Source organism: Stenotrophomonas nitritireducens (genome assembly GCF_001431425.1).
Lineage (GTDB): Bacteria > Pseudomonadota > Gammaproteobacteria > Xanthomonadales > Xanthomonadaceae > Stenotrophomonas > Stenotrophomonas nitritireducens.
The window spans coordinates 139,016-152,720 of the sequence record NZ_LDJG01000011.1 but is presented as its reverse complement, the minus strand read 5'-3'; the positions used below and the strand labels follow the sequence as shown (position 1 = coordinate 152,720).

Sequence of the window (13,705 nt, the reverse complement as noted above, 5' to 3'; positions counted from 1 at the left end):
TACCGCGTCGATCAACCGCGCAGCCGCCCCAATACCTCGCGCGTCATCGGATCGGCGATTTCCACCCCCTGCCCCTGCAGCGCCGGCAGCAGCTGGTTCGCAAGCTGCTTGCCCAGCTCGACGCCGAACTGGTCGAAGGCATTGATGCCCCACACCAGCGACTGCACGTAGACCGCGTGCTCGTACATGGCGATCAGCGCGCCCAGTGCGTGCGGGGTCAGCGCGTCGAGCAGGATCAGCGTGCTCGGGCGGCCGCCCGGATACTGGCGATGCGGATCGTCGCTGTCCTGGCCGTTGGCCAGCGCCTCGGTCTGCGCCAGCAGGTTGGCCAACAGCGCCTGGTGGTTGACGGTATAGGGATCGTCGTTGTGCACGCAGCCGATGAAATCGGCCGGCACGATGCTGGTGCCCTGGTGCAGCGCCTGGAAGAAGCTGTGCTGCACGTCGGTGCCCGCCCCGCCCCACCATACCGGCACGGTGTCGGCATCGACCGGGCTGCCGTCGAGCTTGACCCGCTTGCCCAGGCTTTCCATCACCAGTTGCTGCAGGTACGCCGGCAGCAGCGCCAGGCGCTGGTCGTAGGTCATCACCGCGTGCGTGGCGCAGCCGAGCGCGTTGCGGTTCCAGATATCGGTCAGCGCGTGCAGCACCGGCAGGTTGCGTTCCAGCGGCGCACTGGCCGCGTGCGCATCCATTTCCGCCGCGCCGGCAAGCAGCTGGCCGAAGCGCTCGAAGCCGATCGCCAGCGCGATCGGGAAGCCCACCGCCGACCACAGCGAGTAGCGGCCGCCGACCCAGTCCCACATCGGCAGCACGCGTGCCGCGTCGATGTCGAAGGCCCTGGCGGCGCGCTCGGGATTGGCGCTGACCGCGTACAGGCGCTCGCTGCCGCCCAGCCAGTCGCGCAGGATCGCGCCGTTGAGCAGGGTTTCCTGGGTACCGAAGGTCTTGGAGATCAGGATGCCGGCGGTGGTCGCCGGGTCCAGCGTGGCCAGCGTGCGCTGCATCGCCGCGCCATCGACGTTGGAGACGAAGTGCACGCGCAAGCGCGCGCCGCTGGCCGGACGCAAGGCGTCGGCCACCAGCCGCGGGCCAAGATCGGAGCCGCCGATGCCGACGCTGACGATGTCGGTCACGCTGCTGGCTTCCAGCGCCTTGACCAGCTCGCCCATGCGCCGCTGCACGGCCACCGCTTCGGCATGCTCGGCCGCCGCCTTGGGGCTGGCGTCGCCGCGCAGCGCGCTGTGCAGCACGGCGCGGTCTTCGGTGATGTTGATCCTTTCGCCGCCGAACAGGCGCGCGAAGCCGCCGGCGACGTCGCAGACGGCAGCCAGCTCCAGCAATGCATCGAGCGCGGCGCGGTCGTATGTCTGCCGCGCGAAGTTCACGTACAACGGACCGACCTTGAGCGCCAGGGTTTTCACCCGGTCCGGCTCGGCGGCCAACAGCGAGGGAATACCCGTGCCCTGCAGTCGCTGGGCGTGGGCGTGCAATGCGGTCAATCCGTCGTTCGTCGTCATGCGGCCTGTGTGGGGATGGAGTGGTTGGTGTGGGTGATGCGGTTGTCGCCGTCGACGTAGACCAGCTTGGGCTGGAAGCTGTCGGCCTCGGCTTCGCTCATGCTGGCGAAGGCGGCGATGATGATCACATCGCCCACCTGCACGTGGCGCGCGGCGCCGCCGTTGAGCGAGATCACGCCGCTGCCGGCTTCGGCGCGGATGGCATAGGTGGAGAAACGCGCGCCGTTGGTCACGTCCCAGATGTGCACCTGTTCGAACTCGCGGATGCCGGTGGCTTCCAGCAGGTCGCCGTCGATCGCGATGGAGCCTTCGTAGTTCAGCTCCGAATGGGTGACGGTGGCGCGGTGGATCTTGGTCTTGAGCAGGGAAAGTTGCATGGCGGTGCCGGAATACTGCGAAAGAAAGCACGCAGTCTAGCACCGGCGCGGGCCCTTGCCCGCACTGCAACATGGACTGTCCGGCCCAGCCGGAAGGGTATGAAAATGGCGCCACGAGGGCGCCATTTGCTGGCTTCGCCGGGGTCCGGCAGGACATCCGATGCCCCATCGGCATCCCCCGGCAACGCCCGGCCGGACGTTGCCCGACGCTACAGGAACACCGCCCTCTCCCTCCCGGCGTAGAGCGGGGCGACGCCCCGCTGTGGACTTGCCGATGTAACCCTGTGCTACAGGAACCGGGGGCGGCTCAGAACTCGATGTTGTCGATCAGCCGGGTATTTCCCAGCTTGGCGGCGACCAGCGCCACGCGGGCGCCGTTCTGCCCCTCTTCCGGCTCATCCAGGTTCGGCAGCCGCACGGCCGCATAGTCCACCTGGAACCCGGCCGCCTGCAGTTGCGCCGCGCCTGCGGCCTCGACCTGCCCCCGCGGCGTGCCAGCCAGGCTGGCCTCGCGCATGCCCAGCAGCACGCGACGGATCACCGCCGCCTGCGGACGGACCTCGGCGCCGAGGTACTGGTTGCGCGAGCTCATCGCCAGGCCGTCGTCCTCGCGCACGATGTCGCCACCGACGATCTCGATCGGGAAGGCCAGGTCGGCCACCATCTGCCGGATCACCGCCAACTGCTGGTAGTCCTTGCGGCCGAAGGCGGCCATGTCCGGCTGTACCTGGTTGAACAGGCGCGAGACCACGGTGCACACGCCATCGAAATGGCCCGGCCGGTGCGCGCCTTCCAGCAGCGCGCTCACGCCCGGCACATGCACATTGGCGGCCAGTTCGACGCCGAACGGATACATCGACTCGACCGTCGGCAGCCACAGCACGTCGCAGCCGGCCTGCTCCAGGCCGCTGGTATCGGCCTCGGGCGTGCGCGGATAGCGGGTGAAATCCTCGTTCGGGCCGAACTGGGTCGGATTGACGAACACGCTGGACACCACGCGGTCGGCATGCCGGCGCGCCAGCGTCACCAGCGAATAGTGGCCGGCGTGCAGGTTGCCCATGGTCGGCACGAAGCCCACCCGCAGGCCCTCGCGCTTCCAGCCGCCGACGATGGCGCGCAGCCGGGAAAGTTCGGTGACGGTCTCGATCATGATGCGTACGCATGCTCCGCGTCGGGGAAGGTACCGGCGCGCACCGCGTCGGCGTAGGCGCGGACGGCGCCGGCCACCGAACCGCCTTCGGCAAGGAAATCCTTGACGAACTTGGGCCGGCGGTGACCGCTGTCCAGGCCGAGGAAATCGTGCATCACCAGCACCTGGCCGTCGCAGCCGGCGCCAGCGCCGATGCCGATGGTGGGGATCGCCACGTCGGCGGTGACCTGCGCGGCCAGCGGCGACGGCACGCATTCGAGTACCAGCAGCGCAGCGCCGGCCTCGGCCACGGCGCGCGCATCGGCGCGCAGCCGTTCGGCGGCCTCGCCACGGCCCTGCACCTTGAACCCGCCCAGGGTAAGCACCGACTGCGGGGTCAGGCCCAGGTGCGAGCACACCGGGATCTCGCGCTCGACCAGGTAGCGGATCACGTCCAGCTTGAAGCCGGCGCCCTCGATCTTGACCATCTCCGCGCCCGCGCGCAGCAGCTGCAGCGAAGCCTCGAGCGCGCGCTCGGGCGTGGCGTCGGCGCCGAACGGCAGGTCGGCCACCAGCAGGGCGCGCTGCAGTACGCGTGCCACCGCGGTGGTGTGGTAGGCGATGTCGGCAACGGTGACCGGCAGCGTCGAATCGTGGCCCTGCACCACCATTCCCAGCGAATCGCCGATCAGGATCAGGTCGACCCCGTTGGCGTCGAAGGCACGGGCGAAGCCGGCGTCGTAGGCGGTCAACATCACCAGTTTCTGGCCATTGCGCTTGGCCTGCGCCAGCGCCGGGACGGTCCAGGGCTTGCTGTCTGCGTGGGTGCTCATGTGGGGATAACGATCGGTGATGAGCCGCGCATTATCCCCCTATCGGCGCGATACCGCAGGTTTCGATGCCGACCAGCGCGCCACGCACCGTTCCATGGCCGGGAATCACGGCCTCCGGCGCCACGTCGGCCAGCGGCAACAGCGCGAAGGCGCGCTCGTGCAGATGCGGGTGCGGCACCTTCAGCTGCGGCAGGTCGATCACCTGCTCGCCGTACAGCAGCAGGTCCAGGTCGAGCGTACGCGGCCCCCAGCGCTCGCCCGGCAGGCGCACGCGACCGAAGGCCTGCTCGATGGCCAGCAGGCGTTCCAGCAGCAGCGGCGCCGGCAACGCGGTCTCCAGCGCAACCGCGGCATTCATGAAATCCGGCTGGTCTTCGTTGCCCCATGCCGGGGTGCGGTACAGCCGCGAGGCGGCGAGCAGGCGGCAGTCCGGCAGCGCCGCCAGCGCCCGGATCGCCGCGCGCACGGTGGCCGGCGCGTCGCCGAGGTTGGCGCCCAGCCCGACGCACGCCATGACCATGCGGCCTACTCGCCCGCTGCGGCGCTGCTGCGGCGGCGACGGCGGCGGCGCTTGGGCGCGCCCTCTTCGGCCACGCCTTCGACATGCAGCGAATCCAGTGCCGATTCCAGCTCGCGGCCCGACTGCTGCTGCGCTTCGCGCCAGAACTCGATGTCGGCCGCATGCTCGCTGGACGCGGCCTGGCGCAGCACCAGAAAATCGAACGCGGCGCGGAAGCGCGGATGGGTCAGGGTGCGGAACACGCGCTTGCGCTGGCGCGAGCCGAAGCGCGACTGCAGCAGCCAGATTTCCTGCATCGGCAGCGAGAACCGGCGCGGCAGCGCGATGGTGGTGAGCTGGTGCAGGGTGACGCGGTCGGCGGCGCGGCGCTGCGCCTCTTCCGGCGCCAGCCCCTGCCGCTGCAGCGCGATCAGGGTGCGGCAGAACGCCGGCCACAGCAGCAGCGCGAACAGGAAAGCCGGGGACACAGGCTCGTCGTTGGCCACGCGCTCGTCGGTGCTGCGCAGCCCTTCGACCACGAAGCTGCGCAGCGCGCCGCTGCGGTTGCTCTTCAGCGCGGCCGCGCTCTCCGGGAACAGCGCCGCCAGCAGGCCATGGCGCTCCAATCCCTCGAAGCTGGCCACGCCGTGGCCGGACAGGAACAGCTTGAGCACTTCCTCGAACAGGCGCGCCGGCGCGGCTTCGTCCAGCAGGCTGGCCAGGCGCGGGATCGGCGCGGCGGTGGCCGGCTCGATCTCGAAGTCGAGCTTGGCCGCCAGGCGCACCGCGCGCAGCATGCGCACCGGGTCCTCGCGGTAGCGCTGCTCGGGATCGCCGATCAGCTTCATGCGCCGCGCCAGCACGTCCTCGAAGCCGCCGACGTAGTCGCGCACCGAGAAGTCCTCGATGGCGTAATACAGGGCGTTGCAGGTGAAATCGCGGCGCACCGCATCGTCCTCGATGCTGCCGTAGACGTTGTCGCGCACCAGCATGCCGTTCTCGACCTCGCGGTCGCCGCTGCCATCGTCGCTGTTGGCGCGGAAGGTGGCGACCTCGATGATCTCGCGGCCGAACACCACGTGCGCCAGGCGGAAGCGGCGGCCGATCAGCCGGCAGTTGCGGAACAGCTGCTTGACCTGCTCCGGCGTGGCGTCGGTGGCCACGTCGAAATCCTTGGGCCGCCCCCCCACCAGCAGGTCGCGGACCGCGCCGCCGACCAGATAGGCGCCGAACCCGGCCTCGCGCAGGCGGTAAAGCACACGCAGTGCGTTCGGGCTGACGTCCTTGCGCGAAATGGTGTGCTGGTCGCGCGGGATGACGCGCAGGGTGAACGGCGCTGTAACTGTGGAATTGATGGTGGCGATTCCGGTTGGGGTTGCAGGGTTGCCTGGCGGCAAACAGGTGCATATACTAGCGCGCTCGCCGGACGCGACCAAACGCTCCCTTCGTCTAGTGGTTAGGACGTGGCCCTCTCAAGGCTAAAACAGGGGTTCGAGTCCCCTAGGGAGCGCCAACTCCGTCCGCGAAATCAAAAAGCCCCGCCCGCGCGGGGTTTTTTGTTGCCTGCCATCCTGGCAACCCTCCTCCGCGCCACCAAAAGGCGACGCCGAAAAAGCCAGCCTCCCACCCGGCTCCCGGCAGTGCCAGCCACCGGCCGGCGGGCGCGCGATGCCGGATTGATGAAGTTGCCGGCCAGCGCTGCTCCTGCGCCATGCAGGCGCGCAATGAGAATGCCTGCGCCCATCCCTCGCTTACTGCTCTAGAATTACGGGGTTCAACGCCGGACCCCGTCATGCCCTTTGTCGTCACCGAAAACTGCATCAAGTGCAAACACACCGACTGCGTCGAAGTCTGCCCAGTGGACTGCTTCCATGAAGGCCCCAACTTCCTGGTGATCGACCCGGACGAGTGCATCGACTGCACCCTGTGCGAGCCGGAATGCCCGGTCAACGCCATCTATCCCGAGGACGACGTGCCCGCCGGGCAGGAAGGCTTCGTAGCGCTGAACGCCGAACTGGCCAGGTCCTGGCCGGTGCTGACCGTGCGCAAGGATCCGCCGGCCGATGCCGCCGAATGGGACGGCAAGCCGGACAAGCTCAAGCTGCTGGAACGCTGACCCGCCTGGCGGGCCACAGGAAAAAGGGCGCCGTCGGCGCCCTTTTCGTTTCCGGTGCTGCCGTCGCCGGCGATGCCCGTTGCCATGGACAGGCCCCGGAAGCACCGCGCCCATGGCGGATGCCGCCACGGGCTGCGATGGCCGCGCTTACTGCGCGAGCTTCGCCTTCAATGCCTCGAGCAGCTTGATCGGCGCCGGGTCGGTGGCCGGCAGGCCGCGCGGATCGACCGCCGACACATAGGTGCCGGCATCGACGCCGACCACGCGCACCAGGAAGTTGCTGCCTTCGTAGGCCACGTCGTACGAGCCCAGCAGCTGCGCGCGGCTGGCGATGGTCACGCCCTCGACCGTGGCGAGCGCGTCGCCGACCTTGCCGAACACCTCGTCGCGGCTGCCCTTGACGGTGAAGCCACCCTGCGCGGGCTGTGCCGCTGCGGCCTGGGTCGGACGCGCGGCCGAGGCCAGCGCCGGCACCTGCGATGCGCCGGCGGTGTTGGGCAGGTTCAGATCCGGCGGCACTTCGAGCGGACGCATTTCCGGCGCCAGCGCATAGTCGCCGCGCGCGCCGCGGTGGAAACAGCCGGTCGCGGTGACGGTGGTGGCGATGGCGAGCAGTGCCAGCGAAAGTGCGCGTACGGCGGAACGGGAATGACGCATGGTGGATCTCCTGGTTCTGGCCACTGCAAAGGTTCAGTGGCTGGATAGTTCTTCCAGCGCGCCCACGTCGGCCGCCAGATGGTCGGCGGCGGCATGATGCGAGGCGGAAAGCGGCAACAGCGGCAGGCGCAGTCCATGGCCGATGCCCAGGCGCTGCAGCAGCGCCTTGACCGGGATCGGGTTGGATTCAAGGGTGAAGAAATCGTGGTAGGGCTGCAAGCGTGCGTCCCAGGCCTCGGCAGCCGCGTGGTTGCCGGCACGGGCCAGGTCGCACAGGGTACGGAAGGTACCGGGCAGGACATTGGAACCGACCGACACCATGCCGTCGGCGCCGGCCAGCATCGAGCGCGCGGCGTTGGCATCGTCACCGCCAAGGATGGCGAAACCATCGCCGCGCAGTTCCAGCAGCGCCTTCATCCGCGCCATGTCGCTGACCGCTTCCTTGATGCCGACGATGTTCGGGTGCGACGCCAGTCCGGCCACGGTGTCCGGCAGCAGGTCGCAGCCGGTGCGGCCGGGCACGTTGTACAGCACCACCGGCAGGCCGCCCTGTTCGGCCACGGCCAGGTAGTGCTGGCGCAGGCCTTCCTGGGTCGGGCGCACGTAAGGCGGCGTGACCACCAGCGCATGGGTGGCGCCGTTGCGCGCGGCGCGACGGGTCGCCTCGATGGTCCTGGCAGTCCCGGACTGCCCGGTCCCCGCCAGCACCGGCATGCGGCCGCCCAGGACAGCCACGGCCGCGCGCAGCAAAGCGTCGCATTCGGCCTCGGACAGCGTCGACGCCTCGCCCGTGGAGCCGGCCACCACCACACCCTGCGCGCCGCCAGCCGCCTGCAGCGCCAGCAGGCGCTGCCAGCCCTCGGTATCGAGCGCGCCATCGGCAAGGAAAGGCGTCGCCAGGGCGGTGATGAGGCCGGAAATGGACAAGGGAAACGCCGTTCTTCGTGGGGGCTGGGAATCCCGCCTGGAGGCGGGTTCGTGACCGGGGGCATGTTACTTGCCGGTCGAAAGCACGGGCAAGTATGCTGGGTGCCAGCGAACGTGCCCGCGCCGGCGCCGTTCAGACTCACAGAGCATCCCGGAACCACCTTGACCAACAGCACCCCGCGGCCGCAGCCGACCGAAAACCACCTCCTGATCAACGCCTACACGACGCATCCGGAGTCCCCACTGCTGTCCGTCACCCGCCGCATCGCCGACAGCGGCTGCAACCTGGTCGATGCGCGGCTGTCCACGGTGGGCCGCGACGTCTCGGTCACCACGCTGGCCACCGGCTCGTGGGATTCGGTGGCAAAGCTCGAGGCGATGCTGACCCGGCTGGAGCGCGAGGAAGGTCTGAAGCTGGTGTGGTACCGCACCGCCGCCAAGCAGGCCCAGTCCAACCTGCTGCCCTACATCGTCGAGGTGATCGCCGCGGACAAGCCGGGCATCCTGTTCCAGCTGGCCGATTTCTTCGACCGCCAGGGCATCACCATCGAGAACCTGCAGAGCACCCGCTACCAGGCCATGCAGACCGGCGCGGAGATGTTCTCGGCGCAGATCACCATCGGCGTGCCGGCCAACATGCACATCGCCGCCCTGCGCGACGATTTCCTCGAGTTCTGCGACCACCTCAACCTGGACGCGATCATGGACCCGATGAAGTTCTGACCGTTCGCGCGCCCGTCACGGGCAGGCGGCGTTTCATGTAATTGCAATCGTAGTAACCCAGGCTCCGGAAAGGATCTGATGAACATCGGCGACACCCTGGACCGCACCGTCCTCGACCTGCCGCTGGCCCTGTCCGGCGGCGATACCACCACCCTCGCCGCGCAGGCCGGCCACTGGCTGGTGCTCTACTTCTATCCGAAGGACAGCACCCCCGGCTGCACCACCGAGGGCATCGACTTCAATGCCCTGCTGCCGAAGTTCAAGCGCGCCGGCGCGGTGGTGATGGGCGTCTCGCGCGACTCGGTGAAGTCGCACGACAACTTCTGCGCCAAGCAGGGTTTCAAATTCCCGCTCATCAGCGATGCCGACGAGGCGCTGTGCAACGCCTTCGACGTGATCCGCATGAAGAACATGTACGGCAAGCAGGTGCGCGGCATCGAGCGCAGCACCTTCCTGGTCTCGCCCGACGGCACGCTGGTGCAGGAATGGCGCAAGGTCAAGGTCGCCGGCCATGCCGATGCCGTGCTTGACGCACTGAAGGCCGCCCAGTCCAAGTGAACCCCATCGCCCACCTCGTCCGCCGCGTCCCTGCTCCGCAGGCCGTGGCGGTTTTTCCCTGCCCGTAACCAGGAATCGACGATGACCCGAGGCAAGCGCATCTACGTGCTGGATACCAACGTGCTGATGCACGATCCGACCGCGCTGTTCAAATTCGAGGAGCACGATGTCTACCTGCCGATGCAGGTGATCGAGGAACTGGACAACGGCAAGAAGGGCACCTCCGAGGCCAGCCGCAACGCGCGCCAGGTCAGCCGTTTCCTCAACGAACTGATCGAAGCCTCCGGCATCGGCGGCATCGCCAAGGGCGTTCCGCTGGTGCTGCCGCAGGGGCTGCAGCTGCGCGGCGCGCGCAGCGCCGGCCACCTGTATTTCCAGACCAGCCATTTCGAGGCCGGCAAGAGCTTCGGCGCGGTGATCCCGGACAACGCCATCCTCGGCGCGATCCTCGCGCTGAAGGAGCAGACCCCGGATGTACCGGTGGTGTTCGTCTCCAAGGACATCAACCTGCGCATCAAGGCGGCCATCGCCGGCATCGACTCGGAGGACTACGAGAACGACCGCGCGCTGGACGATTTCAGCCTGCTGTATACCGGCGCCACGCCCCTGCCCGAGGATTTCTGGAAGAAGCATTCCAGCGACCTGCGCAGCTGGAGCGACAAGGGCCGCACCAGCTACGAGATCCGCGCCACCGACGACGAGGAATGGTTCCCCAACCAGTATGTCTACCTGCCCGGTGAGGACGAGGTCGAACTCAAGGTCGCCAAGGTAGAGGCCGATGGCCGCATCACGCTTGCCCTGGTGGACGATTTCCGCCATGGCGCGCATTCGGTATGGGGCATCACCGCACGCAACCGCGAACAGAATTTCGCGCTCAACGCGCTGATGGACCCGGAGATCGACTTCGTCACCCTGCTCGGCACCGCCGGCACCGGCAAGACCCTGCTGGCGCTGGCCGCGGGCCTGGCGCAGACCATGGATACCCAGCGCTACCGCGAGATCATCATGACCCGCGCCACGGTCAGCGTCGGCGAGGACATCGGCTTCCTGCCCGGCACCGAGGAAGAAAAGATGACGCCGTGGATGGGCGCGCTCACCGACAACCTGGAAGTGCTCACCCACAACCAGGAGGGCGGCGCCTGGGGCCGCGCGGCGACCAATGACCTGCTCGCCTCGCGCATCAAGATCCGCTCGCTGAACTTCATGCGCGGGCGCACCTTCCTGTCGCGCTACCTGATCCTGGATGAGGCGCAGAACCTCACCCCGAAGCAGATGAAGACCCTGATCACCCGCGCCGGCCCCGGCACCAAGATCGTCTGCCTGGGCAATGTCGAGCAGATCGACACGCCCTACCTGACCGAGACCACCTCGGGCCTGACCTACGCCGTGGACCGCTTCAAGAACTGGCCGCACAGCGCGCACATCACCCTGCGCCGCGGCGAACGCTCGCGGCTGGCCGATTACGCCTCGGAGGTCCTGTGAGAAAGCACCACGCCCTCGCCCTGCTCGCCGCCGGCGCCCTCGCGCTGGCGGCCTGCACGCCGGCCAACACCCGCTCCGGCAGCGTGCCGACGGCGATCAAGGCCGGGCAGTCGTGGGTGGTCACGCGCCCGATCGTCGCCGCGCAGGTGCTCGACACCTGCTCGCGCGACAGTCCGGCCAGGCATGCCGATGGCGTGAGCGGCTACTGGGCGCCCAGCCGCGCGCAGATCGACGCACTGGAAAGCCGGCTGCAGCAGTTGCAGCCCACCATTGCCGAACCGGCGCGTTCCGGACGCCAGTACGTGGGCTTCATCGCGCAGGGCCGCCAGCTGATCTACATCAACGCCTTCACCCTGCCCGACCACGACAAGACCAACCCGGCGCGCGAAGCGGTGCGGGCCTGCGACGGCGGCGCCGCGTTCTGGGGCGCGGTGTACGACCCGCAGGCCGGGACCTTCTCCGACATCGCGACCAACGGCGGCTTCTGACCGGCCGGCGATACTGTCCGCGACATGGGCATACAGCTTCCCCGCTGGGTGTGGATCGGCGCGATCGCGCTGTCCTGCGTGGCCGGCATGGTCAACGTGGTCGGCTTCCTCGGCTTCGAGCACCAGGCCGTCAGCCATCTCACCGGCACCACCAGCCAGCTCGGCATGGCGCTGGTGCAGCGCGACTGGCGCAGCGTCGCGCACCTGTGGAGCATGCTGATCGCGTTCTCGCTGGGCGCGATGCTGAGCGGGCTCATCGTGCAGGATGGCGCGCTGCGGCTGGGCCGGCGCTACGGCGTGGTGCTGACCCTCGAATCGCTGTTGCTGCTGGCGGCGATCCCGCTGTTCAAGCAGCAGCAGATCTGGGGCGCACTGGCCGCGGCCATGGCCTGCGGCCTGCAGAACGCAATGGCCACCACGTTCAGCGGCGCGGTGGTGCGCACCACCCACCTCAGCGGCATGTTCACCGACCTGGGCATCGGCCTGGGCCATCTGCTGCGCGGCCTGCCGCTGCAGGTCCGGCGGCTGACGCTCAGTGGCCTGATCATCGGCGGCTTCCTCGCCGGCGGCATCATCGGCGCCTGGCTGTTCCAGCGCTTCGGCTACGACGCGCTGCTCGCGCCGGCGCTGCTGACCGGCTGTACCGGCGCCACCTACATCGTCTACCGGCTGTCGCGGCGCCTGTATACCGCGCCCTGACGGCAGCGTTGGGCGAAACACTGCACAATCCGGCCATGACGCCTTCCACGCCCGTTTCCGTCCTCACCATCGCCGGGTCCGACTCCGGCGGCGGCGCCGGCATCCAGGCCGACCTGAAGGCCTTCGCCGCCCACCGCGTGCATGGCCTGTCGGCCATCGCCGCGCTGACCGCGCAGAACACCCGCGGCGTCACCGCCGTGCACGTGCCGCCGCTGGAGTTCCTGCAGGCACAGCTCGACGCCTGCTTCGACGATTTCGACATCCACGCGGTCAAGCTCGGCATGCTCGCCAACGCCGACGTCATCCATCTGGTCGCCGACGTCCTGGAAAAACATCGCCCGCCGCAGGTGGTGCTGGATCCGGTGATGGTCGCCACCAGCGGCGCCAGGCTGCTGGAAACCAGCGCGCTGCATGCAATGCGCGAGCGCCTGTTGCCGCTGGCCACGTTGCTTACGCCGAATACGCCGGAGGCCGAACTCCTGCTCGAACGCCGCATCGCCAACGCCACCGAAGCCGAGGATGCGGCCGCCGCGCTGCTGGGGCTGGGCACCGGAGCCGTGCTGCTCAAGGGCGGGCATCTGGACGAAGGCCCACGTGTGATCGACCGCTATTACGATGGCGTCACCGGCGAGGAATTCAGCCACGTCCGCCTGCCGGTGAACGCGCACGGTACCGGCTGCACGCTGGCCTCGGCCATCGCCGCGCAGCTGTGCCGCGGACTGTCCCTGCCCAATGCCTGCGAGGCCGCCATCGACTACGTGGCGCGCGGCCTGCGCGGCGGCTACCGCCCCGGACGCGGCGAGGTCATGGTGCTGGATCATTTCGGCGCATCGGGCCCGGCATGAACGCTCACACCGCGCTCGACGTCACCGCGGCGGACGGACACCGTTTCGAACTGCTCGCCCACGTGCCGCCCCGGCCCGAGGCGGCCATGCTGTGGCTGCCCGCACTGGGCGTGGCCGCTCGCCATTACCTGCCGCTGGCCGACGCCCTGGCCGCGCGCGGCGTGGCTGTGTTCGTCCACGAATGGCGCGGCAACGGCAGCAGCAGCCTGCGCGCGGACAGACGCAACGACTGGGGCTACCGCGAACTGCTGCTGTACGACATCCCCGCCGCCGAAGCGGCCGCCCGCGCGGCGGTGCCGGGCGCCCCGCTGCGCCTGGGTGGGCACAGCCTGGGCGGGCAGTTGGCGTGCTGCCACGCAGGCCTGCATCCTGACGCCTTCGCCGCGCTCTGGCTGGTTGCCAGCGGCACCCCATGGTGGCGCGGCTTTCCTGCGCCCCGACGCTGGCTGCTACCGCTGGCCTACCGCTTCCTGCCCTGGCTCGCGCAACAGCGCGGGGCGCTGCCGGGGCGCAGGCTTGGCTTCGGGGGAACGGAGGCGCGCGGCCTGATCCGCGACTGGGCCCGCGTCGGCCTGAGTGGCCACTACGCCGCGGCGGGGATGCCCGTCGACCTGGAAGCGGCGATGCATGCCCTAGCGCTGCCGGTGAAGGCGCTGCTGTTCGACGCCGACTGGCTCGCCCCCACCGGCTCCATGCGCCACCTGCTGTCCAAGATGCCGGCCGCACCGGCGACGCTGCGGATCATGTCCGGCAACGAACTGGGCACGCGCGCCGACCATTTCAGCTGGATGAAATCGCCAGCCATCGTGGCTGATGGCCTGCTGTAATTCCCGCCGCACGATACGGCCCGAG

General features: G+C 69.0%; 16 protein-coding genes and 1 tRNA gene. 9 read left to right on the top strand and 8 right to left on the bottom strand.

What is annotated here, in order from left to right; translation table 11 throughout:
- Positions 1-11 precede the first annotated feature (11 nt).
- From pgi to pcnB, 6 genes are all read right to left on the bottom strand, one after another.
- Positions 12-1,520, bottom strand: a complete 1,509-nt coding sequence (pgi, locus tag ABB22_RS08625) for a glucose-6-phosphate isomerase (protein WP_055764933.1) — start codon at positions 1,518-1,520, stop codon at positions 12-14.
- Positions 1,517-1,897: an aspartate 1-decarboxylase gene (panD, locus tag ABB22_RS08620; protein ID WP_055764931.1), complete on the bottom strand. Its 381-nt coding sequence runs from the start codon at positions 1,895-1,897 to the stop codon at positions 1,517-1,519. Before panD ends, pgi begins: the two co-directional genes overlap by 4 nt.
- A gap of 307 nt (positions 1,898-2,204) precedes the next feature.
- Positions 2,205-3,047 (bottom strand): pantoate--beta-alanine ligase, encoded by an 843-nt coding sequence (gene panC, locus ABB22_RS08615; protein WP_055764930.1) that lies wholly within the window; start codon positions 3,045-3,047, stop codon positions 2,205-2,207.
- Positions 3,044-3,859, bottom strand: a complete 816-nt coding sequence (gene panB, locus ABB22_RS08610; RefSeq protein WP_055764928.1) for a 3-methyl-2-oxobutanoate hydroxymethyltransferase — start codon at positions 3,857-3,859, stop codon at positions 3,044-3,046. Before panB ends, panC begins: the two co-directional genes overlap by 4 nt.
- Before the next feature lie 31 nt (positions 3,860-3,890).
- Positions 3,891-4,379: a 2-amino-4-hydroxy-6-hydroxymethyldihydropteridine diphosphokinase gene (folK, locus tag ABB22_RS08605; RefSeq protein ID WP_055764925.1), complete on the bottom strand. Its 489-nt coding sequence runs from the start codon at positions 4,377-4,379 to the stop codon at positions 3,891-3,893.
- A gap of 5 nt (positions 4,380-4,384) precedes the next feature.
- Positions 4,385-5,755, bottom strand: coding sequence for a polynucleotide adenylyltransferase PcnB (gene pcnB / locus ABB22_RS08600; protein ID WP_055764923.1), 1,371 nt, complete (start codon positions 5,753-5,755; stop codon positions 4,385-4,387).
- 41 nt (positions 5,756-5,796) lie between these two features.
- Here pcnB and ABB22_RS08595 point away from each other — a divergent pair.
- A tRNA-Glu gene (locus tag ABB22_RS08595) sits at positions 5,797-5,871 on the top strand.
- A 279-nt stretch (positions 5,872-6,150) separates the two neighbouring features.
- A complete protein-coding gene (gene fdxA / locus ABB22_RS08590; protein WP_055764921.1) occupies positions 6,151-6,474 on the top strand; it encodes a ferredoxin FdxA in 324 nt (107 codons plus the stop codon).
- A 147-nt stretch (positions 6,475-6,621) separates the two neighbouring features.
- Here the strand turns inward: fdxA and ABB22_RS08585 are convergent, their stop codons facing one another.
- Together ABB22_RS08585 and dapA are read right to left on the bottom strand one after the other, a co-directional pair.
- Positions 6,622-7,131, bottom strand: coding sequence for a hypothetical protein (locus ABB22_RS08585; protein ID WP_055764919.1), 510 nt, complete (start codon positions 7,129-7,131; stop codon positions 6,622-6,624).
- A gap of 33 nt (positions 7,132-7,164) precedes the next feature.
- Positions 7,165-8,058 (bottom strand): 4-hydroxy-tetrahydrodipicolinate synthase, encoded by an 894-nt coding sequence (gene dapA / locus ABB22_RS08580; protein WP_055764917.1) that lies wholly within the window; start codon positions 8,056-8,058, stop codon positions 7,165-7,167.
- A gap of 63 nt (positions 8,059-8,121) precedes the next feature.
- On the opposite strand from dapA, the gene ABB22_RS08575 reads away from it, so the two are divergent.
- The 7 genes from ABB22_RS08575 to ABB22_RS08545 all read left to right on the top strand — a co-directional run bounded on the left by ABB22_RS08575 (position 8,122) and on the right by ABB22_RS08545 (position 13,680).
- Positions 8,122-8,781 (top strand): glycine cleavage system transcriptional repressor, encoded by a 660-nt coding sequence (locus ABB22_RS08575; RefSeq protein ID WP_425477797.1) that lies wholly within the window; start codon positions 8,122-8,124, stop codon positions 8,779-8,781.
- Positions 8,782-8,859: 78 nt separating this feature from the next.
- Positions 8,860-9,339: a peroxiredoxin gene (locus ABB22_RS08570; protein WP_055764914.1), complete on the top strand. Its 480-nt coding sequence runs from the start codon at positions 8,860-8,862 to the stop codon at positions 9,337-9,339.
- Between the two features lie 81 nt (positions 9,340-9,420).
- Positions 9,421-10,821, top strand: a complete 1,401-nt coding sequence (locus ABB22_RS08565) for a PhoH family protein (protein WP_055764912.1) — start codon at positions 9,421-9,423, stop codon at positions 10,819-10,821.
- Positions 10,818-11,309, top strand: a complete 492-nt coding sequence (locus ABB22_RS08560; RefSeq protein ID WP_055764910.1) for a hypothetical protein — start codon at positions 10,818-10,820, stop codon at positions 11,307-11,309. Before ABB22_RS08565 ends, ABB22_RS08560 begins: the two co-directional genes overlap by 4 nt.
- Positions 11,310-11,333: 24 nt before the next feature.
- Positions 11,334-12,008 carry a YoaK family protein gene (locus ABB22_RS08555; protein WP_055764908.1) on the top strand — a complete coding sequence of 225 codons (675 nt, stop codon included), beginning with the start codon at positions 11,334-11,336 and terminating at the stop codon, positions 12,006-12,008.
- 35 nt (positions 12,009-12,043) lie between these two features.
- Entirely contained in the window at positions 12,044-12,853 is an 810-nt protein-coding gene (thiD, locus tag ABB22_RS08550; RefSeq protein WP_055764907.1) for a bifunctional hydroxymethylpyrimidine kinase/phosphomethylpyrimidine kinase, read from the top strand.
- Positions 12,850-13,680 (top strand): alpha/beta hydrolase family protein, encoded by an 831-nt coding sequence (locus ABB22_RS08545; protein ID WP_055764905.1) that lies wholly within the window; start codon positions 12,850-12,852, stop codon positions 13,678-13,680. Before thiD ends, ABB22_RS08545 begins: the two co-directional genes overlap by 4 nt.
- Positions 13,681-13,705 lie beyond the last annotated feature (25 nt).